Below are 22,544 nucleotides of genomic sequence, written 5' to 3' on the forward strand. Positions count from 1 at the left end.
CTCCTGCACGCGGACTCCTGCGCAAGCAGGCCCGCAACGGCCACCGTTGATCGCCGCTGCCGAACCCCGGCCAGGCCCCGCAGCCTAATCTGTATGCCCATTGCCAAGAGGTACGCATCATGAGCCTGCGCATCGAAAACCAGACCTGCTACATCGACACTGACACCCTCCACCAACACCTGCCCGCCAGTGCTCTTACCGTCATCACCGACGGTGCCAAATCCATGTCGGCGGTGGACCTGGCGGGAGAACGCATCTACATCACCGAAGCAGAAGCCGATGCTTTGACCGTAGCAGGCGCCACCGACGGTCGGCGCCATCTGAAGGCCACCGACGGTGATTCGGTGATTTGACTGATCTGGATCAGGGCTCGCCGCGAAGGCCTGTGCCAGAGGCCCCTGCGGCCTTCCCTGGTGGCGCTTGAGGGGGTGCAGCAAGTTGTCGCAGGGGCACCGTAAAAGCTCATCTGATACGGTTTTTTATCAAATAGCTGAGTCTGTTATGCAAACAGATCCATGGTCATAGTTGCCGGGCCTGATGGAGGCTGATGAGCGAACGACCATGAGCGAAAGAATCCCCGTCCGATTAGTAGAGAACTTCGAACCTTCACAACCCAAACAGATGAAGACGAAGACCACCGACAAACACGTTTACACCCGTAGCTTCAGCGGTTTGTTCCGCACCCTGCGCATGACCGGCGCGGGCTTCCTGTTCCTGCTGTTCTTCGGCACCGTCTGGTTGAACTGGGGCGGCCGTCAGGCGGTGCTCTGGGACCTGGCGCAAAGCAAGTTCCACATCTTTGGCGCGACCTTCTGGCCCCAGGACTTCATCCTCCTCTCGGCGCTGCTGATCATCTGTGCCTTCGGCCTGTTCGCCATCACGGTGTTCGCCGGCCGGGTCTGGTGCGGCTACACCTGCCCGCAAAGTTCGTGGACCTGGCTGTTCATGTGGTGCGAAAAGGTCACCGAGGGTGAGCGCAACCAGCGAATCAAGCTACAAGCCGCGCCCTGGGGGCTGAACAAGCTGGTCCGCCGGGCGATGAAACACACCTTGTGGCTGGGCATCAGCCTGCTCACCGGCCTGACCTTCGTCGGCTACTTCACCCCAATCCGCCCCCTGGCCCAGGAGCTGCTGACCCTGCAGATCGGTGGCCTGAGCCTGTTCTGGGTGCTGTTCTTCGCCGCGGCCACCTACATCAACGCCGGCTGGCTGCGCGAGGCGGTGTGCATGCACATGTGCCCCTATGCACGCTTCCAGAGCGTGATGTTCGACAAGGACACCCTGACCATCTCCTACAACCCGGTGCGCGGTGAAAGCCGCGGCCCGCGCAAGCGCGATGTGAAGCCTGCCGACGTCGGCCTGGGCGACTGCATCGACTGCCAGGTGTGCGTGCAGGTGTGCCCTACCGGTATCGACATTCGCGACGGCCTGCAGATGGAATGCATCGGCTGCGCTGCCTGCATCGACGCCTGCGACTCGATCATGGACAAGATGGGCTATGCCCGGGGCCTGATTGCCTACACCTCGGAACACCAACTGCAAGGGGGCAAGACTCACCTACTGCGGCCGCGCCTGGTGGGCTACAGCGCAGTGCTGCTGGTGATGATCGGCGCCCTGGCGCTGGCCCTGGTACAACGGCCGATGGTGTCCCTGGACGTGAGCAAGGACCGTGGTCTGTTCCGCGAAAACGCCCTGGGGCAGATCGAGAACATCTACAGCCTGAAGATCATCAACAAGACCCAGGAACGCCAGAACTACCGCCTGGCCCTGGTGGATGGCGATGGCTTCGAACTGCAGGGCAAGACCGAACTGAGCCTGGCCCCGGGAGAAATCACCGACCTGCCGGTCTCGGTGGCCATGACCCAGGATCGTGCCCAAAGCAGCTCCCAGGCCATCAGCTTCAAGGTCGCCGACAGCGATGAGCCAAGCGTCTACGCCATCGCCAAGAGCCGTTTTGTTGCGCCGATGAACCGCTGAGCCACTAGAATGCCGTGGCCAGGGAGCCTGCTGCCGTCCCTGAGCCACGGGAACTCTGTACTCGACGCCGCCATGGGCCCATCCATGGTCGTCGAGCCTTCCCTTGCGAATCTGAACACCTAGACCCGATGACCAGACTGGATCTTGCACCGCAGATGAAACGCTACGAAAAATTCGCCGACGACATCGCCGAACTGATCCGCTCCGGAGTCCTGGGCCCCGGCCAGCGCGTGCCTTCGGTGCGCTACGCCAGCCAGACCTATGGGGTCAGCCCGTCAACGGTGTTTCAGGCCTACTACCTGCTGGAGCGTCGCGGCCTGATCCGTGCCCGCCCGCGCTCCGGCTACTTCGTCAATGCTCACGCACCCAGCCCGTTCTCAGAGCCGGTGATCAGCAGCGAAGTCAACGAATCCACCGAAGTCGATGTCAGCGAACTGGTGTTCTCGGTGCTCGACTCGATCAAGGACCCGAGCACCGTGCCCTTCGGCTCGGCTTTCCCCAGCCCGACCCTGTTCCCCCTGCAACGCCTGTCCCGCTCCCTGGCCAGCGCCAGCCGCGAGATGGACCCGCGGGTGGTGGTCACCGACATGTCCCCAGGCAACCCGCAACTGCGCCGCCAGATCGCCCTGCGCTACATGGTGGCCGGGCTGATGCTGCCCATGGAGGAGCTGCTGATCACCAACGGCGCCCTGGAGGCCCTGAACCTGTGCCTGCAGGCCGTGACCGAGCCGGGCGATCTGGTGGCCATCGAAGCCCCGGCCTTCTATGCCAGCCTGCAAGTGCTGGAACGGCTCAAGCTCAAGGCGGTGGAAATTCCCGTGCACCCGCGGGACGGCATCGACCTCGGAGTCCTGGCCCAGACCCTGGAGCGGCACCCGATCAAGGCCTGCTGGTGCATGACCAACTTCCAGAACCCCATGGGCGCGAGCATGCCCGAGGCCAAGAAGCAGGAGCTGGTGGAGCTGCTGCGCCAGCATCAAGTGCCGCTGATCGAAGACGACGTCTACGCCGAGCTGTACTACGGCCAGCAAGCGCCAAAACCGGCCAAGGCCTTCGACACCGAGGGCCTGGTGATGCACTGCGGCTCGTTCGCCAAGAGCCTGGCCCCGGGCTACCGCATCGGCTGGGTCGCCGCCGGGCGTTACGCGCAGAAAATCGAGCGCCTGAAACTGATGACCTCGCTGTGCGCCTCGATGCCGGCCCAGGCGGCGATTGCCGACTACCTGCAGCACGGCGGCTACGACCGCCATCTGCGCAAACTGCGCTATGCCCTGGAAGAACAGCAGAGCGCCATGCTGGCAGCGATTGCCCGCTATTTCCCGGCGCAGACCCGAGTCAGCCAGCCGGCGGGCGGCTATTTCCTGTGGCTGGAACTGCCACCGCAGATGGACTCACTGAAATTGTTCCAGATGGCCCTGGCCCAAGGCATCAGCATCGCCCCAGGGCCGATCTTTTCCCCGACCCAGCGCTTTCGCAACTGCATCCGCCTGAACTACGGCAGCCCGTGGAACGAAGCGGCGGAACAGGCTATGGAAACCCTGGGCCGCATCATCCGCTCCTTCTGAGCACAACCGCCCCACCAGCCCGCGCATTTGCGGCTGGCTTACCAGCGAAAGCGCCCGCAAGCCCTGCTCCGCCCGGGCCGACGTCTTCGCTGGCAAGCCAGCTCCTACATGGGGCGCTACACACCGCGCCAGCTTCAGGCCGGCCGCAAGGCCGCCGTCGCGCTCTTGATTTTGATCTTGATCTGAGCGCCCCGTTAACCACGATGGCCGAACGCAGGCATTGATCCGTGGGTAACCCGGCAGGGATGCCGGGTTAGCCGCCACCCGGCCAGGGATGGCCGGTGGCGGCGGCCCACGGATCAATGCCGGGCATGCCGAGCCTAGGCGAGGCACCGAGTGGAGGGGCAAAGCCCTTTGGTTACTTTGGGGCCCCAAAGTGACTCGCCGTAAGGGCGAAACCGCCACCCGCCCCACCCGCAGCAACGGATATGCCCCCTCACCACCCACACAAAACCAAACGCCCCCCATAACCACAACAATGAACACCTCCCAACATAAAAAAACCGCCAAAGCACCTTGCCCCACCCCCTCAATTCATTCAGCATCCGCGCTCCAATTTTCCAGGGAAAGGAACACGTCATGGTCGAAGACCTGTATTACGACGACTACCCAGAGGCCAAGACCGAACTGATCAAGGCCATCGAGCGCGGCCGCCTGCCACTGCTGACCCAGGAACTCAACGCCTACGACTGCATCCAGGCGATCTTCGAGCTGGACGCCATCAACAACCCCAAGGACGAGGAAGATGCCTTCTTCGACCTGGCCCTGGCCCTGATCGGCTGGATTCCCGGCCCCGGGCAAGGCCTGAAGATCCTCCTGCGCCTGATCAACCGCGCCCCCCAGCGCCACGCCGAAAAGCTCTTCGACCTGATCCGCTACACCCTGCTGGCCTGCCGTCTGAAGACCAGCCCCGAACAGTTGCTGGAAAAGTGCCTGGACCCAGTGCGCCTGGCCGAGGAACTGCCCGAGATCATCAGCGGCGTGCGCGCCTCCTCGATCTTCAACAACCTAACGGCCCAGCAGCAACGTCTGGTGATCCACAACCTCAACGAAGCCCAGGAACACACTGAGTTCCTCATGGTGTCGGTGCAAGAACGCATCGCCCCCTGGATCGCCGAGCAGCGCAACAACTCGGCCGCCGCCCACAGCAGCGGCCCGGCTCTGGTGCCCAAGCCACAGTCCTCCCTGGAACCGCGCACAACGACCCTCACCCCCGCGCCACAACCCGGGGCCCACGACGCGGCGAGCATCGCCCAGAACATCAACCAGGGTCTTGAACACCTCACCGGTGAAGGCCACTGGCTGGAGCTGAACCTGCACTACCCCAACCTGGAACCGGTGCCCGGCGCCGCCTACCGAGCGGTGTTCAGTGACGGCTCGCAAGCCGAGGGCAACCTCGACGAAGAAGGTTTTGCCCGCCTGGAAGGCATCCCTGAAGGCCCGGTGAAGATTTACTACGGGGAAGACCCGCGGCCCTATCTGCGCCTGCCAATCAAGGCCCTGGCGGCCGATCCGCAGCAACTGGAAGAAGAGCTGGAAGAGCTGGAACTGGAGCCGGCCGAGGTCGACCTGCCGACCCTGATGCTGGAAGCCTCGCAGCGCAAGGCGCCCTTCACCCTGATTCCCGTCTACTGAAGCCAGGCACCGAATGAACCGCAGACAAGTGTTTCTCAGCCACGCCCATTACCACCGCTACCTGCAAAGCCTGGCGGGCACCGAAGCCCGCTGGCAGATGCACTCGATGACGGCCGACAGCCCCGAGCAGGAAGCCGCCCTCAAGGCCGCGGAAGTCAAGGACGCACGCCTGCATCATCTGATCCTGAACTACACCGGTGGTGCGTCCATGGAGGCCTTGGCCCAGGAGCTGGACGGGGTGATCGAAGGCTACGAGGACTACCAGCGCAAGCTGGGACTTTGTGAAGAACTGCCGAATATCGCGCCGCTGAACATCGACGACTACCCCCACGATTACGAGGAATATGTACAGGTCATCAGCCTGTGCATCCTGCTGCAGCGCGGCGACCTGCTGCCGCGGGTGGCGCTGTTGCAGGACCGTGCCGGCTACCATGCCGAGGACACCCTGATCGAGGATCTGCTCAAGCCCTACCTGCCGGATCGCGCCGACCTCGATGAGTGGTACCACACCCTCTACTCGCCCCTGATCTGGGCGATCTACAGCGAAGACCCGGACGAGCCTCGGGAGCTCCTGGTGGAGTACTGCAACCAGTGGTACCAGTCCTTCGAGCACGCCTCGTGGTACGACAGCCACCTGGACGGCGACGAGGGTTCCTACTTCGGCTACTGGGCCTTTGAAGCAGCGGCGGTGGCCTACCTGTACGGCCTGGACGACAGCGCGGTGAAGCATATGGTCTTCCCCCAGGACATGCTCGACTACGCCCGGCGCTTCACCCCGCCACCGATTCCCCAACCGGCGGCGCAGGACTGAAGCGCGCCTGGCTAGACGCCGCCCCCTGCCGGCGATGAATGGCCCACCAGTTCCTGGACCAAGCCCTGCGGGCCTCGCCGCTCGCGGGCGCCCTTTTCCCTGATTCGCGTCTACCGAGCCAAGGCACCGACATGAACCGCAGACAAGTGTTTCTCAGCCACAAGCAGTACCACGACTACCTCGAAAGCCTGGCCGGCGAAGAGGCCCACTGGCAGACCCACTCGATGATGGCCGACAGCCCCGAGCAGGAAGCCTCCCTCAAGGCCTCCAGTGTCCGCCGCGCGCGCCTGCACCACTTGATCCTGGGCTACACCGGTGGTGCGCCCATGGAGCAACTGGCCCAGGAACTGGACGGGGTGATCGAAGGCTACGAAGACTACCAGCGCAAGATGGGGTGCTATGAGGAACAGCCAGATATCGCGCCACTGAACATCGAAGACTACCCCGACGAGTACGAGGAATATGTTCAGGTGATCAGCCTGTGCATCCTGCTGCAGCGCAGCGACCTGCTGCCGCGCATGGTGTCGTTGCAGGACCGCGCCGGCTTTGGCGGCCAGGACACCCTGATCGAGGACCTGCTCAAGGCCTATCTGCCTGATCGCGAAGACGTTGATCAGTGGTTCCACGACGTTTCCACGCCCCTGATCAGAGCCATCTACACCGAAGACCCGGAGGAACCCCGGGAACTGCTGGTGGAGTACTGCAACCAGTGGTACGAGGCGTTCGAGCAGGCCCCATGGCACGACAGCCACCTGAACGGCGACGAGGGTTCCTACTTCGGCTACTGGGCCTTTGAAGCGGCGGCGGTGGCCTACCTGTACGGCCTGGACGACAGTGCGGTAAAGCACATGATCTTCCCCCGGGAGATGCTTGAATACGCCCGACGCTTTACCCCGCCGCCGATGCCCTTCCACTGAGGCCAGGTACTGACATGCAACGCAGGCAAGTGTTTCTCGACCCGAAGCAGTACCACACCCTCCTGGAGTTCCTGGTGGGTACCGAAGCCCATTGGCAGTCACATTCTATGGAAGAGGACTACCCCGGGCAGGAAGCCTCGCTCAAGGCCTGGGAGGTCAAGCGAGCACGCCTGGACCATCTGATCCTGGGCTACACCGGCGGCAAGGCCATGCCTGAGCTGGCCCAGGAGCTGGACGCACTGATCGCCAGCTACGAGGAGCATCAGCGCACCCTGGCCCTGTGCAATGAAATGCCGGATATCGCGCCGCTGAACATCGAGGACTACCTCGACCAGTACGAGGAATACGTGCAGGTCATCAGCCTGTGCATCCTGCTGCAACGCCGCGACCTGCTGCCCCGGATGGTGGCGCTGCAGGACCGCGCCGGCTACCACGCCGAGGACACCCTGATCGAGGACCTGCTCAAGCCTTGCCTGCCGGACCGCGCAGACATCGATGAGTGGTACCACCCGGTCTACACGCCGCTGATCAGGGCCATCTACTGCGATCAAGCGGACGAGTCCCGAGCGCTGCTGGTGGAGTACTGCGACCAGTGGTATGAAGCGTTCGAGCAGGCCCCATGGCACGACTCCCACCTGGACGGTGAATCCTACTTCGGCTACTGGGCCTTTGAAGCCGCGGCGGTGGCCTACCTCTACGGCCTGGATGACAGCGCGGTAGAGCACATGGTCTTCCCCCGGGACCTGCTCGAATACGCCCGGCGCTTTACCCCGCCGCCGATACCCCAGCGAGCGGCACAAGACTGATACGCCCCGTCTACCTCCCCTCCACACAGGTTATGCATTGCCCATGAAGTCCTGGATCAAGACCCTGCTGATCACCCTGCTCGCGGCCACCCTGTGCCTGCTGTTCGCTCGCGTTGTGCTGCCCCCGCTGCTGGTGCACCTGATGCCGCCAAGCTGGGAAGGCGGAGGGTGGTACTGGGCCAATCTGCTGCTGGCCGGCTTCCTGGCCGGGCTGCTGGTAGCGCCCCTGCTGCGGACCCGGCGTTATTACCCGGTGCCGCTGCTGCTTCTGCTGTCTGCCCTGGTGGTGGTCGGCAGCTGGGCGCAGAACCGCTGTAACGACGCCCAGTTGCAGGCCATCGAACAGCTGGCGATGCGCAGCGCGAGCCATTCGAACCTGGGGTTCTCCAATGAGCAACCCGAGCCTTCAGCGCCAGTGGACGTGAGCGCCACACCGGGCGTCTGGGCGGATGAACAAGGCTATGGATTTGGCTACAGCTGCACCCGCCCGGAGGAAACTCTGGGTTACGTAATGCCATTGGCGATGAGCTTTGGCATCAGCGTGCTGGGGCTGTTGCTGGCCTTGCTGATCGGCCCCGGCCGACGCCAGGGAATGTAGGAGCTGGCCTGCCAGCGAAGGCATCCGCAAGCGCGGCGCAAGACTCAAGGGCCGCTTCGCCGGCAAGCCGGCTCCTGCGGGTTAGGCCAGAAGCTCGGAGGGAAACCGTAGGAGCTGGCTTGCCAGCGAAGGCGTCCGCAAGCGCGGCGCAAGACTCAAGGGCCGCTTCGCCGGCAAGCCGGCTCCTGCGGTCAATCGGAGGGGCTCAGCGGCCGCCGCCCAGGTCGAGGAAGGTGCCGGTGGCATAGGAGGCTTTGTCCGACAGCAGCCAGACAATCGCTTCGGCCACTTCGTCCGGGCGGCCGCCACGGCCCATGGGAATGGCAGTTTCCAGTTTGCTGACCCGGTCGGCATCGCCGCTCAGGGCGTGAAAATCGGTGTAGATGTAGCCCGGGCGCACCGCATTGACGCGGATGCCCTCGCCCGCCACTTCCTTGGACAGGCCAATGGTAAAGGTGTCCAGCGCGCCCTTGGACGCGGCGTAGTCGACATACTCGCCGGGAGAACCCAGGCGCGCCGCCACCGACGACACGTTGACGATGCTGCCGCCCTGCCCGCCATGGCGCGGCGACATGCGCAGCACCGCGTGCTTGGCGCAGAGGATCGGCCCCATGACATTGGTCTTCATGATCTTCTGGATACGAAATTCGGACATTTCGTCGAGACGGGACTTGTGCCCCACGGTGCCGGCATTGTTGACCAGGGCGGTGACCCGGCCCAGTTCGTTGTCGACCCGGTGAAACAGGCCAATGACCTCGTCTTCGATGCTGACATCGGCCCGCACCGCAATGGCCTGGGCGCCCAGGGCGCGGATCTGTTCCAGTACCTGCAGGGCCGACTGTTCGTCGGCCTGATAGTTGATGCAAACCTTGAAACCCTGCTGAGCAGCCAACAACGCCGTGGCTGCGCCGATTCCCCGCCCGCCACCGGTGATGACGATGACTTTGTCCATGCTGCCGACTCCCTGACTGATCGTTTCAACGCCCGTCATTAAACACTGCACCGGCAGCGATGAAAACCGCAGTGACATCAATCAGCCCCTATCCAAAGGTCGCAGCAACTGCAGCCCAGGTACGCGCTCAGGGCCGTAGTCAGGACTTGTGTTCAGCCAGCTGAATGCCCTGCATGAAGCCTTCGGGTGGCAGCGGGTGGCCCAGGTAATAGCCTTGCAACGAGTCGCAGCCCAGCTGGGTGAGGAAGGTCTGCTGCACCCCGGTCTCCACGCCCTCGGCGACAATACGCAGGCCCAGGGCCTGGCCCAGGGCGACAATCGCCGAGACGATGGCCGCGTCGTCGCTGTCATGCTCCAGGTCGCGGACAAAACCACGGTCGATCTTCAATTCGTTGGCCGGCAGACGCTTGAGGTACATCAGGCTCGAATAGCCGGTACCGAAGTCGTCGATGGACAGGTCCACGCCCATGTCCGCCAACTGCTGCAGGACGATCATGCTGACATCGGCGTCGTTCATCGCCGTTGTCTCGGTAATTTCCAGGGTCAGGTTATTGGCCGGCAATTGATAGCGCTGCAGGGCACCCTGCACGCTCTTGACCAGGCCCACATGACAGAACTGCAGGGCCGAGAGGTTCACCGCGATCCGCCAGTGGGTATAGCCCAGGACATACCACTCGCGCATCTGCCGGCAGGCTTCCTGCAGCACCCAGTCGCCGATGGCGATGATCAGCCCGCTCTTCTCCGCCAGCTCGATGAACTTGTCCGGCAGCAGCATGCCGTGCTGCGGGTGCTCCCAGCGCAACAAGGCCTCGGCCCCCACCGGACGACCATTGCTGGCATCGAACTTGGGCTGGTAATACAGGCGGAACTGATGATGCTCCAGGGCATTGCGCAGGTCCTGAAGCAACTGCAGTTGACGCCGGGCATTGGTGTTCATCGAAGCGTCGAAAAAACTGTAGCCGTTCTTGCCGGTGGCCTTGGCGTGATACATGGCCGCGTCGGCGTTCATCAACAGTTCCTGGGCGGTCAGACCATTGCCGGGGTACACCGCAATGCCGATGCTGGCGGAAATCTGCAAGTCGTGGTCGGCCACGCGGAACGAACGGGACACCAGGCCCACCTGGCGCGCCGCCAGGCGCAAGGCATCTTCCGGCTCGTCGAGCTGCACCAACAGCACGAACTCGTCGCCACCGATCCGCGCCAGGGTGTCTTCGCTGCGCAGGTCCTCGCGCAGGCGCTGGGCCACTTCGCGCAGCAACTGGTCACCCATGTGGTGGCCGAAGGCGTCATTGACCGGCTTGAAGCCGTCCAGATCGATGAACATCAGCGCAAAGCAGCCACCATGGGCGGTGACCCGGTGCATGGCCTGATCGATGCGGTCCGCCAGCAGGATACGGTTGGGCAAACCGGTCAGGGTGTCGTGCAGGGCCAACTGGGTCAGCTCCTTGTTGGCCTCGGTCAAGGACTGCGCCAGCACCGCGGTGCGGGCTTCCAGACGCGCGTCCAGCACCGAGGTCAGCAAGGCGATGATCAGCACCGCCAGGGTGGTGATCAGCACCAGATTGTCCAGGCCCTTGCCGCTCAGGCCGTTGCCCACCGCCCCACAGAAACTGCCATCGGCAAACCGCGCCGCGGCCATGCCGGTGTAGTGCATGCCGACGATGGCAACCCCCATCACAATCGCCGCGCCGGTACGCGCAAGCCGAACATGGGGCGTGTTCTGGCGCAGACGAAAGGCAATCCACAGCGCCGCCAGCGAAGCACCAAAGGCGATCAGCAGCGAGGCACCGAACAGGCTCGGGTCGTAGTCGATGCCCGGCTGCATGCGCAAGGCCGCCATACCGGTGTAATGCATGCCGCTGATGCCCGCGCCCATGATCAAGGCGCCGAACAGCAACTGCCCCAGCGGCAGGCGCGGCTGACTCACCAGCCACAGGGCAAAACCGCAGGACAGGATCGAAATCAGCAACGACAAGGCGGTCAGCACGGTGTCGTAGCCCAGGTCGATGGGCAGCTCGAACGCAAGCATGCCGATAAAGTGCATCGACCACACGCCAACGCCCATGGCCAGCGCTCCGCCACACATCCACAGATGGGCCGCACGGCCTGTAGTGGTGGCAATACGCCCCGTGAGATCGAGAGCGGTATAAGAGGCGAGGATCGCCACAAAAATGGAAATCACGACCAGTGCGGGGGAATAACTACCGATGAGCATGGGGCATCTCTGGGCCGTTGTGCCGACAGTTTGCTCGGCGGGCAAAAGCGCAGATTGTACTGATTGCGTAGAAGAACGCATCTACAAAGTGAGCAAAAAGCCAGTAGCCAGACAGAACGTCTGGCACAGGCCCTTGATACCCCTACAGGCCTTGTGGGCAAAGGCTTTGCGTGCTTTGAGCAGTACCTCCGGTCAGAGTCTGGATCAGGCCTAGCTCCAGCTTCGCTTTTTACTACAGGAACCAGAGCACTTTCGCCTGGACCTCAAGAATCATCCCATATTCAGCGGCCTCCCCTCTCTCTAGCATCTGCGGGTAGCGTTCTCCCAAGCGTTTTTTTGCCCCTTCCAGCTTAAGGACAAGCTCATGTTCGCGCCGGCCGACTCTGCACAGTTCGAGCTTTTTATTCCCTCCGTCCGCCACGATTTCCAAGTGCTGGCCTTTGATGGCCTCGAAGCCATCAGCGCCTTGTATGCGATCCACGTTGAACTGGTCAGCGAAAAACCCGATTTCGATCTGCAAAGCCTGCTCTGCCAGCCCGCCTTTCTGCGCTTGAGCCTCAACGGCGAGGGCCTGCATGGCCGCATCGAGGAGGTGAAGGTGGGTGAGTCCGGCACGCGCCTGACTCATTACCACCTGACCCTGGTGCCAGCGCTGCATTACCTGCAGTTCAGTCACAACCAGCGGATTTTCCAGCACCTGACGGTGCCGCAGATCGTGGCTCAAGTGCTCCAGGAGCATGGCATTTTGCCGGATGTGTTTACCTTTCATATCGGCAATGCCCCACAGCGCGAATACTGCACCCAATACGCTGAAAGCGATTTTGAGTTCATCCAGCGCCTGTGCGCCGAGGAAGGAATCACCTGGCACCACCAGCACTCGATCGATGATCACCTGCTGGTGTTCAGCGAGGATCAAACCTGGTTCCCCAAGCTCGGCGTCACGCCCTTTCAACCCGGCAGCGGCACCGTCGCCGATCACCCAGTCATCAGGCGTTTTTCCCAGCGCTTCAGCACCCGCACCCGTGTGGTCACGCGCCGTGACTATGACCTTGAGCGGCCAAGCCGTTTGCTGGAAAGCAGGCACGCCAGTCAACAGGGCCCGCTGCTCGAGGACTATCGCTATCCGGCGTCGATGCCGGCCGAGGCACGTGGCAAGCATCTCACTCAGCGCGCCCTGGAAAGTCATCGCGCCGACTACCAATTGGCCGAAGGCGAGAGTGACCAGCCGACCTTGCGCACTGGTCATTTCTTTACCTTGAGCGAGCATCCGCGCCGCGCCTGCAACGATTTGTGGCTGCTGCTCAGCGTTCATCACACCGGCAAGCAGCCTCAGGCCCTCGAAGAAGCCATCACTCACGACTCTGCGGCTGACGGAGGTTTTACTCAGGGTTACCGCAACCAGTTCAAGGCAATTCCCTGGGATGTACCTGTGCGCCCACCACTGCCCAAGCGCAGACCGTTGCTGGTGAGCCAGACCGCACGGGTCACCGGGCCTGTGGACCATGAGATTTTCTGTGATGCCCATGGCAGGGTCCGCGTCGAGCTGCCCTGGGACCGAGCAGAACTCAATAGCGACAAAAGCAGTTGCTGGTTGCGGGTTTCATCCAGTTGGGCTGGGGAGAGCTTTGGTGCAGTGACCATTCCCCGGATCGGCATGGAGGTGGTGGTGACCTACCTTGAAGGCGACCCCGACCAGCCCTTGATCACCGGTTGTGTGGTCAACAAGGCGACTCCGGTGCCCTATCCCTTGCCGGCGAACAAAAGCCGGACCGTGCTGCGTAGCCACAGCACCCCCAACAGTGGCGGCTACAACGAACTGATGATCGAGGACCGGGCCGGGCAGGAGAAGATCTTCCTGCGGGCGCAACGGGATCTCGAACAACTGATCCTCAACGACAGCGACACCCGCATTGGCCACTCGCGCCGAGAGCAAATCACCCAGGATAGCCACAGCCTGATCGGCAACGACCGTTCCGCGCAGGTCGACGGCAACAGCTCAAGCCTGATCCAGGGCGATGAAACCCACACCACCCAAGGCCTGCGCAACACCGTGATTGTCGGTGACGAGTTGCTTTCCATCAGCGGCAGCGCCAGCACCACCGCGGCGGGTACCTGGGTAATCCAGGCAGGCGCCCAGGCCCGGGTCAACGCCGCCAACGTGGTGATCGATGCCGGCATGAGCCTGACCCTTCAGGCGGGCGGGCAACATATTGTGCTCAGCTCGGGCGGGATCTTCAGCAGCGTTCCGATTGTCGTTGGTGGTGCACCGTTGGCGGGTGTCGCAGCGCTGCAAGCCCTGGAGGCCTTGACGGATACGCCACAGGCAATCATCGACAACCCACTTTCCATCATGCACGCGAGCAAGCAACAGTCCCTGGATCTCTGCCCATTGTGCGAAGCCTGTCGCCGGGGACTGTGCGATACAGGAGAGCTTGCATGAATACGCCCGAACAATGGCGGTATGAACAATCCCGAATGGGGCGGTGCATCTATCTGCTGCTGGACTCCGATGGTAACCGGCAAGAACGCGATGCTCTGGTGGCGGAACTGGGCAACGAACGCTTTCGTGAGGTTTATCTGGGAACTCCGGCGCACTCATTGGCAAGCGCCGGGCCTTACCTATTTCAGATCGATCAGGTGAACCATCCGGTGGTGCTTGCCCTGATCAAGGTGCTTGAACCTGATTGGGGCTGGCTGGCCAGCGGTTCGGACAGCGACCTGGATACCCTGACTCAACATTGGCGAGACCGATTGGTAACGGGCGAGCCCCCAAATCAAGCCCTGTACCGTTTTCACGACAATCGTGTGCTGGCACGTGCCCTGGCTGTTCTACAGCCCGAAGACTATTCCGGCTACCTGGGGCCCATGGCCAGTGTGTGCTACTGGCAAACCGAGCAATGGAAGGTCACCGATAACCCCGCTCCCGGGACTCATCCGCTGCCAGCTGAGCCAGCGTGGCTGAACATACCCACTCCACAAGCCACCTACGCCGCTGTGCAGTTTGACAATATCCGTCGTTATCTCATGCGCCAACACACGGAGCCACTGGCGGGGCTTGCCGAGCAGCAGAACATCGATGTCTGGCTACGAACCCAGCTCGATCTGGCCCGAACGTGGGAGTGGCAGGAGCCCGACGCGATCTATTTCCTGCTGACCCAAAGCCTGCGAGCGCCGGGTTACGCCCCGCCTGCATCCTGGCAACCCAAGCCCAACGAAACCCCGGCGCAACACTTTGCGCGCCTCTATCAGGAAGCCCTGTATTGGCAGGGTGAGGAGCCGGTATGAAAACGCTTGTTCAACGCTTGTTCCTCACTGGCTGCCTGGGTTCGGCAATGGGCTGTTCCGCCACGGGCCAGTCAGACAGCTTTACCTTGAGCGCCGAGTTGCCCATGGACTTCACTTACGAAGCCACAGCTGCTTACGTTCCGGCTCCGGGCGAAACATGCAGCGTGCCCGGTGGTAAAAACACCCGAATCGGCATCAATAGAAAATGGCAGGAAAGCTATACCCGCGACTCCGAAATAGTGCTGCGCAGAACCGTGAGCGGCTGCCCATTGGTATTGCAGTACGTTGAGTTCTATATCAATGGAACTTATGGCAAGGATCGGTGGGATTTTACCCGCGACTTTGGAAAAATTCTGGTGCGTGAGTACTTGAGCAGTGCTGATAGAGGCACCTTCAACGCTGCCGGTGAAAGTGAAATTCTGGGTCAGTGTCAGTGGTTGTTTCGGACGATTGGCCCTAAGCGCTACATCACGAAAATCCTCACCTGCAAAAGCACCGATGCCCAGGGCAAGGTGACCCGAGGGCAACCCTTTGCGGCTTACACCCTGGACCAACTGCCGGGTAAAACCGTGCGTTTGAAAATCAAGTTGGCGGATGAGGAAGAACCCTATATGGGAGACACGTGGGTCAAGGTGCCGGGTGGTTGGAAGCGTTGCATGGGCGATAACTTTGAAGATCAAGATGCTTTTTGCTTCGGCAACTACACCGATTTCAGCACCTTCAGAATGCCCGATGGCCGTATTTGCAGCATTTACCCTGGCTGTAGTGAAAACAAGGAAGTGAGCCCATGAGCTTCAAGTCTTTACCGCCCGGTGATGGTCCCTCCATGGAGGGGCGTATGTACACCTGCCCATTGCGCGGCCAGGCGACCAGTTTTCAGTTGGTGGATGAGTTCGGTGACGGTAAGCCTTATGCGGGGCTGGCCTATGAAGCGACTGATTACGAAGACGTCACCTATACCGGCAGATTGGATGCCAACGGCGTGGGTCGCGTAGAGGACCACTACTGTGGACCTGTGCTGCTCAAACTGAGTCGGCCCTACGAAGGGCAAGACAAGACATATGTACGTTTGAAAGAGAGAAAGCACTACCCACTCCCCATCACCGAGCTACAAGTCCGTGCCGAGAGCACCCGGTTTTTCAACAAGGATGGGGCTCGTACTCGCAGCAACCCGGCGCAAGCCGAGGCTGGCAGTTTTTATCAGGTCGAAGTGCGTGAGCTGGTGGAGCATGACGCCCACTTGCCGTCCATGGTCGAGCGATACTTTCCCCCCAATCGGCATGTGTACTCGCTGTTTCGACAGCCGCCCCAGGCCACGGGTTTCCTCGATGGCGGGGCAGCGCAGGGCGACAGGTCGACCGACAGTGCAATGGCTGACCTGGGGTTTGCCCCGCCGTCGCCCAAGGTCCAGGGCATTGCCTTGCTGCCCAACCGCCACCATGTGCTGGAGGTCCGACCGCTGCGGGCCTTGCGGCCGATGCTGTCGACCGGCGCGCAGTTTTGCGCGCTCAACCTCTACCAACTGGCGCTGCTGGCGACCTTGAGTTACAGCGGGTTTGGTCAAGAGCCGCGCTTTCAACCGGTGGATAGCCCGCGAGTGAGTTTTCCGGGGCAACCCAGCAGCGGTAACTGGTTTGGCGCCGTGCTGCCGACCTTTGCCGAGTTGTGGCAGGTCGATGCCGACCAGGCCGGCGGCAAAGCCTATTACCCGCTGTATGAAGAGGTGCCTTACTCCAGGCGCCTGGAAATTGTCCCGTTCGACCCGCAGTTGTACCCCGAGGTCAATCACCCGAGCCTGGGGGAAGCCCAGGAAAACCCGGCCAACATTCATTTCTTTGATGACGGCCAGGATAAGGACGGCACGGACACCCAGGCCTATATCACCCATCACGAAGATCTGATTCTGATTGCCGTGCGCGGCACTGCGGAAAAGGCCGATGCGTTGCGTGATATGGACGCCGAGCAAGTGCCCTTCGAGGAGGGCGAAGGCAAGGTGCATAACGGTTTTTATGGCGCGGCCAAAGTGGCCTACGGGTTTGTTGCCCGCTATCTGGACAAGTTCTACAACGGGCAAAAGCTCGTGATCACCGGGCACAGCCTGGGCGGGGCCGTGGCGCTGATACTCTCCGAGATGCTGCGGCGGAGTAAGCGCTACGAAGCGAATATTCTGCTCTACACCTATGGCAGCCCAAGGGTCGGCGATACCCGTTTTGTCAGCGGTGCCGAAGCCCTGGTGCACCACCGCTTTGTCAATCATAACGATCCGGTACCGAGTGTCCCCGCCACCTGGATGAGCACTTCCAAGCCCAAGGTGCTGGCGGCGCGTGGGGCGGTGACGGTGTTCAATGCTCCGGTGGGCTTGGCGTTGTTCATTACCGGGTTGATCAATTTTACCGGCGAGCCCTACGCCCACCACGGCACGTTGCGCCACTTCCTGCCGGTGGATTTTGGCGCAGGGCGCAAGTCAGCGATTCTCTGGGCGCCGGGTTGTAGCACCATTCTCGATCAGGGCTGTGCCAGGGTCTTGCAAGAAGTCGACGGCCTGCCGGTGCGTGGCTCGCTCCTGCGGCAACTGCTGGATAACGCCGATCACAAGATGGTCGTCAGCTATATCCCTCACTGCTGGGCCACCCTGCGCCGTTGGCAGGAGTCACAGGCGTTCAAACGCCCCTTGGTGACCGAGCGGGAGTTCAGTCGGATCGATGGGGCATTGGGCAGTATCACCCAGCAATTGCGTGATCTGGACCGCAGCCTGTGGGGGCGGCCCGATGCCTACCTGCGCTCTCAACAGAGCGTGCTCGCTGTCGACAGGCTGCGCAATGAAATCAATGCGTTGGACATGACTCGTCAACGTCTGCGTGAATTGAGCGTTACCAGGATCGACGAAAGCGATGTGTACGGTGCTTTCGCCGGTCAAACGCAATTGCTGGCCGAAGGCCTGCCGCGTTGGCTGGATCACCCGGAAAACACCGTGCAGGAGCAATTGGCGATGATGGCGCCGCCAGTCGACGACTCTGAACAAGCGATAGCCGAGTTGCTGGGCGGCCATGTAGCGGGAGCGCCCTACCATCTGGATATCGACTCACTCATTTGAAGCCCGTTGCAGCAGGCAAGGCAGCGCTCGTCGCAGGGCCTTGCCTTGCAAGGGTGGCAGGAAACCGGGTTCGCTAGCTTCCCCCGGGCCTATTTCCGCTCGTCGGCCTGCAACTGACCATCCCAGCCACCGCCCATGGCGGCGATCAATTGCACACTGGCAATCAACCGGCTCTGCAGCAGACTGAGGACGCTGCGCTCGTTGCTCAAGGCGGTGGTCTGGCTGGTGACCACGTCCAGGTAGGCGATCAATCCGGCCTTGTACTGGTTCTCGGTCAGGCGCAGGGCCTCCCGTGCCGAATCCAGGGCCTGCTGACGCACCTCGGCCTCGTCTTCCAGGACCTTGAGCTGGACCATGTAGTTCTCCACCTCGCGGAAACCGTCGAGAACGGTCTGTCGGTACTTGGCCACGGTCTGGTCGTAGGCCGCTTCAGTGCGATCCACTTCCGCCGAGCGCTGGCCACCGTCGAACAGGGTCATGGCGAGCTTGGGCCCCACCGACCAGAACCGGTTCGGCAGGCTGATCCAGTCGGCGTAGGTACTGCTGCTGTAGCCACCGGCCAGGCTCAGGGTCAAGTCGGGGTAGTAGGCGGCCTTGGCTACACCGATATTGGCGTTGGCGGCGATCACCGAACGCTCAGCCGAGGCAATGTCCGGACGCCGCTCCAGCAGTTGCGAGGGCACCGCCAGGGGTACCTGGGGCAAGCCGGGAATACGGGTGTTTTCTGCCAGGTTGAACTCGGCCGGCGGCACACCGATCAGCACCGCGATGGCGTTCTCGAACTGCGCCCGCTGCCAGATCAGGTCGATCAGGTCGGCCTGGGTGCTTTTCAGCTGGGTCTGGGCCTGGGCGACTGCATCCTTGCCGGACACCCCGGCCTGATACTGATTCTGGGTCATGGTCAGGGACCGCTGGTAGGCCGCCACCGTGGCTTCCAGCAAGCGCTTCTGCTGATCGATCACTCGCAGCTGCAGGTAGTTCTGCACCAGCTCCGACTGCTGGCTCAGGCGCATGGCCGCCAGATCGGCAAAGCTCGCCTCGGCGCTGGCTTCGTTGGCTTCCAGGCCGCGGCGCAGCTTGCCCCAGACGTCCGCCTCCCAACTCACCCCCAACTGGGTGTTGTAGGTGTCGCGAATACCGCTGCTGGAGCTGCTGAGGGCCGAACTGCTGCTGCCAGTACCCTGGCTGGCCCGGGTCTTGCCGGCGCTCAGGTCGACACTGGGAAAGAACGCCCCACGGGAACTGCGGACCAGGGCCTGGGCCTGACGGTATTGCGCTTCCGACTGGGCGACGCTCTGGTTGGAGCTGTTGAGCTTCTCGATCAAGCCGTTGAGCTGCGTGTCACCGTACAGCTCCCACCAGGCGCCACGGGCCAGGGCATCGCTGGGGTTGGCCTGACGCCAGCCCTGGGCCTCCTTGTATTGCACCGGTTCGGCCACCTGGGGCCGTTGGTAGTCGGGACCGATGGCGCAGGCGCTGAGCAGCAGCACGCACAGGCCCAGGCTCAAGGCCCGCGACCCCCGGGCCATGGCCAGGCGCTGGGCGGACAGCGGAGAAACAGGACGGGACGAATGGTCGGTCATAGCGGCGTTTCCAGAGCAGCATCGGTACGGACCCCACGCCAGTGGTTGAACTTGTGGCGCAGGCGATCGAGATAGAGGTAGACCACCGGGGTGGTGTAAAGGGTCAGGATCTGACTGAAGACCAGGCCGCCAATGATGGTCAGGCCCAGGGGCTGGCGCATTTCCGAGCCTTCGGCGTTGCCCAGCAACAGGGGCAAGGCACCGAGAATCGCCGCCAGGGTGGTCATCAGGATTGGCCGCAGGCGCTGCAGGCAGGCACTGCGGATCGATTGCAGCGGGTCCATCCCGTGGTGGCGCTCCAGTTGCAGCGCCAGGTCGATCATCAGGATCGCGTTCTTCTTCACCACCCCGATCAGCAGGAACAGCCCCAGCAACGAGATCAGGCTGAACTCGCCGCCCAGCACGTAGATCGAAAGCAAGGCGCCGACCCCGGCCGAAGGCAAGGTGGAGAGGATGGTCAGCGGGTGGATGTAGCTTTCATAGAGCACCCCAAGCACCAGATACACCGCCAGCAGCGCGCCGAGGATCATGAACGGCTGGCTCTTCTGGGTGGCGGCGAAGGCATCGGCGGTGCCGGCCATCTTGACGATCACGTCCTCGGGCATGCCCAGCTTGGCGATCGCCCGTTCGATGGCGGCGGTGCCCTGCTCCACCGTCACGCCTTCGGCCATGTCGAAGGAAATGCTTTCCGAAGCGAACTGCCCTTCGTGGCTGACCCGGTCGTCTTCCAGGCTGTTTTCATAGTGAGCGATGGCCGACAGCGGAATCCGCGCCCCATCGGCGGTGATCACCTGCACCTGATTCAGGGTAATCGGGTCCTGGGCATATTTCGGGTTGACCTCCATCACCACCTGATACTGGTTGAGGCTGTCGTAGATGGTGGAGATCTGCCGCTGGCTGTAGGCGTTGTTGAGCACGGCGGTAACCATGTCCATGTCCACCCCCAGGCGCTTGGCCTGGTCGCGGTCCACCATCAGGGTCACTTGCTGGGCACCGTGGCCTTCCCGGGCATCGATGGCCGTGAGCTCCGGCAGGGCCCGCAGCGCAGTGACCACTTTCGGGTACCACTGGCGCAGCTCGCCCAGGTCGCCGCTTTGCAGAATGTAGGAATACTGCGAGGTGGTCTGCTCGCGGCCGCCGCCGAACTGCAGGTCCTGGTCGGCCATCAGCATCAACTGGGCGCCGGCCACCTTGGGCATTTCCTTGCGCAGGCGTTCGATGACCTTCTGCGCCGAGATATTGCGTTCCTTGATCGGTTTGAGGCGCACCAGCATGAACGCGTTGTTGGTGCCGTTGCTGCCACCGATGAAGCCGGCCACGCTTTCCACTGCCGAGTCCTTGAGCACCGCACGACGGAAGACCTCCATCTTCGGCTGCATCACGCTGAAGGACAGGCCATCGTCGCCACGGACAAAGCCGATCAACTGGCCGGTGTCCTGCTGGGGCATGAAAGTCTTGGGCACCACCACGTACAGGGCCACGTTGACGCCGATGGTCAGCAACAGGCTGAGCAGGGTCAGGCGCCTGTGCCGCAGCACCCAGTCCAGGCTGGTGGCGTACTTGCCCACCATCCACTCGTTGCTGCGCCGGCTCCAGCGTTGCAGGGCGTTTTCCTGACCCGGGGTGTGGGGCTTGAGCCAGCGCGCGCAGAGCATCGGGGTCAGGGTCAGGGACACCACCAGGGAGACGACGATGGCCGCCGCCAGGGTGATGGAGAACTCACGAAACAGGCTCTCGATGATCCCGCCCATGAACAGGATCGAGAGAAACACCGCCACCAGCGACACGTTCATCGACAGCAGGGTGAAGCCCACCTCCTTGGCCCCCAGGTACGCCGCTTTCATCGGCGCGATACCTTCGTCGATATGCCGGGAAATGTTCTCCAGGACCACGATGGCATCGTCCACCACCAGCCCGGTGGCGAGGATCAGCGCCATCAGCGACAGGTTGTTCAGGGAGAAACCGTACAGGTACATGATGGCGAAAGTGCCCACCAGGGACACCGGCACCGCCAGGGTCGGGATCACCGAAGCGCGGAAGTTGCCGAGGAACAGGAACACCACCAGGATCACCAGCGCCACGGCGATCAACAGGGTCATCTCCGCCTCGTGCAGGGTGGCCTTGATCACCGGCGAGCGATCCATGGCCAGGTTGAGCTTGACGCTGGCTGGCAGCACCGCCTGCAACGCCGGCAACTGGGCCTTGATCTCGTTCACCGTCTCGATGATGTTGGCCCCGGCCTGGCGGTTGATCACCAGCAGCACCGCCGCATCGTCGTTGAAGAAACCGCTGTTGTAGCGGTCTTCCACGCCGTCGGTGACCTTGGCCACGTCTTTGAGCCGCAGGGCCGCGCCATTGTTGTAATGGATGATCAGCGGCTCGTAGTCGCGGGCCTTTTCCAACTGGTCGTTGGCCTGGATCTGCCACAGCCGCTGGTCATCTTCCACCGAACCCTTGGGCCGGCGCTGATTGGCGTTGGCAATGGCGTTGCGCACATCGTCCAGGGCCACGCCGTACTGGTTGAGCAACTGCGGCTCCAACTCGATGCGCACCGCCGGCAAGGAGCTACCGCCCACCTGCACCTCGCCCACGCCCTGCACCTGGGACAGGCTCTGGGACAGGATGGTCGAGGCCAGGTCGTAGAGCTGGCCCTTCTCCAGCACATCGGAGGTCAGGGACAGCACCATGATCGGCGCCTGGGACGGGTTGACCTTCTTGTAGGTGGGCATGCTGCGCATGCCGCTGGGCAACAGGTTGCGCGAAGCGTTGATGGCCGCCTGCACTTCCCTGGCGGCACCGTTGATGTCGCGGTCCAGGTCGAACTGCAGGATCACCCGGGTCGAACCCTGGCTGGAACGGCTGCTCATGGTGTTGACCCCGGCGATGGCGCCGAAGGAGCGCTCCAGGGGCGTGGCCACGGTGGACGCCATGACCTCGGGACTGGCCCCGGGCAGGCTGGCCTGGACCACGATCACCGGGAAGTCCATCTGCGGCAGCGGCGCCACCGGCAGCAGGCCGAAGCTCACGCCGCCCAGCAACATGATCGCCAGACTCAGGAGCATGGTCGCCACCGGGCGCTTGATGAACGGTCCGGACAGGTTCATGG

16 protein-coding genes are annotated in these 22,544 nt (G+C 62.5%); 12 read left to right on the top strand and 4 right to left on the bottom strand.

Translation table 11 applies throughout. The features are described from left to right. Positions 1-119 precede the first annotated feature (119 nt). The 8 genes from P7C00_RS17360 to P7C00_RS17395 all read left to right on the top strand — a co-directional run bounded on the left by P7C00_RS17360 (position 120) and on the right by P7C00_RS17395 (position 8,309). Positions 120-353 (top strand): DUF3203 family protein, encoded by a 234-nt coding sequence (locus P7C00_RS17360; protein WP_346634300.1) that lies wholly within the window; start codon positions 120-122, stop codon positions 351-353. A gap of 208 nt (positions 354-561) precedes the next feature. Then, positions 562-1,977, top strand: a complete 1,416-nt coding sequence (ccoG, locus tag P7C00_RS17365) for a cytochrome c oxidase accessory protein CcoG (protein ID WP_346634299.1) — start codon at positions 562-564, stop codon at positions 1,975-1,977. A gap of 155 nt (positions 1,978-2,132) precedes the next feature. Further along, positions 2,133-3,542: a GntR family transcriptional regulator MpaR gene (mapR, locus tag P7C00_RS17370; protein ID WP_053151441.1), complete on the top strand. Its 1,410-nt coding sequence runs from the start codon at positions 2,133-2,135 to the stop codon at positions 3,540-3,542. A gap of 579 nt (positions 3,543-4,121) precedes the next feature. Beyond that, positions 4,122-5,177 carry a hypothetical protein gene (locus P7C00_RS17375; RefSeq protein ID WP_346634298.1) on the top strand — a complete coding sequence of 352 codons (1,056 nt, stop codon included), beginning with the start codon at positions 4,122-4,124 and terminating at the stop codon, positions 5,175-5,177. A gap of 13 nt (positions 5,178-5,190) precedes the next feature. Then, positions 5,191-5,988 carry a PoNe immunity protein domain-containing protein gene (locus P7C00_RS17380; RefSeq protein ID WP_404936944.1) on the top strand — a complete coding sequence of 266 codons (798 nt, stop codon included), beginning with the start codon at positions 5,191-5,193 and terminating at the stop codon, positions 5,986-5,988. A gap of 131 nt (positions 5,989-6,119) precedes the next feature. Further along, a complete protein-coding gene (locus P7C00_RS17385; protein WP_404936945.1) occupies positions 6,120-6,905 on the top strand; it encodes a PoNe immunity protein domain-containing protein in 786 nt (261 codons plus the stop codon). A 14-nt stretch (positions 6,906-6,919) separates the two neighbouring features. Then, positions 6,920-7,711 carry a PoNe immunity protein domain-containing protein gene (locus tag P7C00_RS17390; protein WP_404936946.1) on the top strand — a complete coding sequence of 264 codons (792 nt, stop codon included), beginning with the start codon at positions 6,920-6,922 and terminating at the stop codon, positions 7,709-7,711. 43 nt (positions 7,712-7,754) lie between these two features. Continuing rightward, the gene (locus tag P7C00_RS17395; RefSeq protein WP_346634294.1) at positions 7,755-8,309 is read left to right on the top strand and encodes a hypothetical protein; all 555 of its coding nucleotides are present in this window, start codon (positions 7,755-7,757) and stop codon (positions 8,307-8,309) included. A gap of 205 nt (positions 8,310-8,514) precedes the next feature. On the opposite strand, the gene P7C00_RS17400 is transcribed toward P7C00_RS17395, so the two are convergent. Together P7C00_RS17400 and P7C00_RS17405 are read right to left on the bottom strand one after the other, a co-directional pair. Beyond that, positions 8,515-9,261, bottom strand: coding sequence for an SDR family oxidoreductase (locus tag P7C00_RS17400; RefSeq protein WP_346634293.1), 747 nt, complete (start codon positions 9,259-9,261; stop codon positions 8,515-8,517). Between the two features lie 139 nt (positions 9,262-9,400). Then, positions 9,401-11,476, bottom strand: coding sequence for a putative bifunctional diguanylate cyclase/phosphodiesterase (locus P7C00_RS17405; RefSeq protein ID WP_404936947.1), 2,076 nt, complete (start codon positions 11,474-11,476; stop codon positions 9,401-9,403). Between the two features lie 364 nt (positions 11,477-11,840). Here P7C00_RS17405 and P7C00_RS17410 point away from each other — a divergent pair, with 364 nt between their 5' ends. Genes P7C00_RS17410 through P7C00_RS17425 form a run of 4 tightly spaced genes read left to right on the top strand, consistent with a single transcriptional unit; the run spans position 11,841 to position 17,855 of the window. After that, positions 11,841-13,916 (top strand): type VI secretion system tip protein VgrG, encoded by a 2,076-nt coding sequence (locus tag P7C00_RS17410; RefSeq protein WP_404936948.1) that lies wholly within the window; start codon positions 11,841-11,843, stop codon positions 13,914-13,916. Continuing rightward, positions 13,913-14,761 (top strand): DUF4123 domain-containing protein, encoded by an 849-nt coding sequence (locus tag P7C00_RS17415; protein ID WP_404936949.1) that lies wholly within the window; start codon positions 13,913-13,915, stop codon positions 14,759-14,761. Before P7C00_RS17410 ends, P7C00_RS17415 begins: the two co-directional genes overlap by 4 nt. Continuing rightward, complete coding sequence (locus P7C00_RS17420) at positions 14,758-15,552, top strand: hypothetical protein (protein ID WP_404936950.1); 795 nt, start codon at positions 14,758-14,760, stop codon at positions 15,550-15,552. Before P7C00_RS17415 ends, P7C00_RS17420 begins: the two co-directional genes overlap by 4 nt. Next, on the top strand, positions 15,549-17,855 hold the full coding sequence (locus P7C00_RS17425; protein WP_404936951.1) for a lipase family protein: 2,307 nt from the start codon (positions 15,549-15,551) through the stop codon (positions 17,853-17,855). The genes P7C00_RS17420 and P7C00_RS17425 overlap by 4 nt, the downstream gene beginning before the upstream one ends. A gap of 89 nt (positions 17,856-17,944) precedes the next feature. Here P7C00_RS17425 and P7C00_RS17430 read toward each other — a convergent pair whose 3' ends face one another. Continuing rightward, the gene (locus P7C00_RS17430; RefSeq protein WP_346634287.1) at positions 17,945-19,438 is read right to left on the bottom strand and encodes an efflux transporter outer membrane subunit; all 1,494 of its coding nucleotides are present in this window, start codon (positions 19,436-19,438) and stop codon (positions 17,945-17,947) included. Beyond that, positions 19,435-22,542, bottom strand: coding sequence for an efflux RND transporter permease subunit (locus P7C00_RS17435; RefSeq protein ID WP_346634286.1), 3,108 nt, complete (start codon positions 22,540-22,542; stop codon positions 19,435-19,437). Before P7C00_RS17435 ends, P7C00_RS17430 begins: the two co-directional genes overlap by 4 nt. Positions 22,543-22,544 lie beyond the last annotated feature (2 nt).

It is taken from the genome of Pseudomonas sp. JDS08PS003 (assembly GCF_045013505.1).
In the GTDB taxonomy this organism is placed as follows: domain Bacteria; phylum Pseudomonadota; class Gammaproteobacteria; order Pseudomonadales; family Pseudomonadaceae; genus Aquipseudomonas; species Aquipseudomonas protegens_B.

Excerpts from the sequence above, each read along its gene's own strand:
- P7C00_RS17360 (WP_346634300.1), top strand. The coding sequence starts at position 120 with ATGAGCCTGCGCATCGAAAACCAGACCTGCTACATCGACACTGACACC.
- ccoG (WP_346634299.1), top strand. The coding sequence starts at position 562 with ATGAGCGAAAGAATCCCCGTCCGATTAGTAGAGAACTTCGAACCTTCA.
- mapR (WP_053151441.1), top strand. The coding sequence starts at position 2,133 with ATGAAACGCTACGAAAAATTCGCCGACGACATCGCCGAACTGATCCGC.
- P7C00_RS17375 (WP_346634298.1), top strand. The coding sequence starts at position 4,122 with ATGGTCGAAGACCTGTATTACGACGACTACCCAGAGGCCAAGACCGAA.
- P7C00_RS17380 (WP_404936944.1), top strand. The coding sequence starts at position 5,191 with ATGAACCGCAGACAAGTGTTTCTCAGCCACGCCCATTACCACCGCTAC.
- P7C00_RS17385 (WP_404936945.1), top strand. The coding sequence starts at position 6,120 with ATGAACCGCAGACAAGTGTTTCTCAGCCACAAGCAGTACCACGACTAC.
- P7C00_RS17390 (WP_404936946.1), top strand. The coding sequence starts at position 6,920 with ATGCAACGCAGGCAAGTGTTTCTCGACCCGAAGCAGTACCACACCCTC.
- P7C00_RS17395 (WP_346634294.1), top strand. The coding sequence starts at position 7,755 with ATGAAGTCCTGGATCAAGACCCTGCTGATCACCCTGCTCGCGGCCACC.
- P7C00_RS17400 (WP_346634293.1), bottom strand. The coding sequence starts at position 9,261 with ATGGACAAAGTCATCGTCATCACCGGTGGCGGGCGGGGAATCGGCGCA.
- P7C00_RS17405 (WP_404936947.1), bottom strand. The coding sequence starts at position 11,476 with ATGCTCATCGGTAGTTATTCCCCCGCACTGGTCGTGATTTCCATTTTT.
- P7C00_RS17410 (WP_404936948.1), top strand. The coding sequence starts at position 11,841 with ATGTTCGCGCCGGCCGACTCTGCACAGTTCGAGCTTTTTATTCCCTCC.
- P7C00_RS17415 (WP_404936949.1), top strand. The coding sequence starts at position 13,913 with ATGAATACGCCCGAACAATGGCGGTATGAACAATCCCGAATGGGGCGG.
- P7C00_RS17420 (WP_404936950.1), top strand. The coding sequence starts at position 14,758 with ATGAAAACGCTTGTTCAACGCTTGTTCCTCACTGGCTGCCTGGGTTCG.
- P7C00_RS17425 (WP_404936951.1), top strand. The coding sequence starts at position 15,549 with ATGAGCTTCAAGTCTTTACCGCCCGGTGATGGTCCCTCCATGGAGGGG.
- P7C00_RS17430 (WP_346634287.1), bottom strand. The coding sequence starts at position 19,438 with ATGACCGACCATTCGTCCCGTCCTGTTTCTCCGCTGTCCGCCCAGCGC.
- P7C00_RS17435 (WP_346634286.1), bottom strand. The coding sequence starts at position 22,542 with ATGAACCTGTCCGGACCGTTCATCAAGCGCCCGGTGGCGACCATGCTC.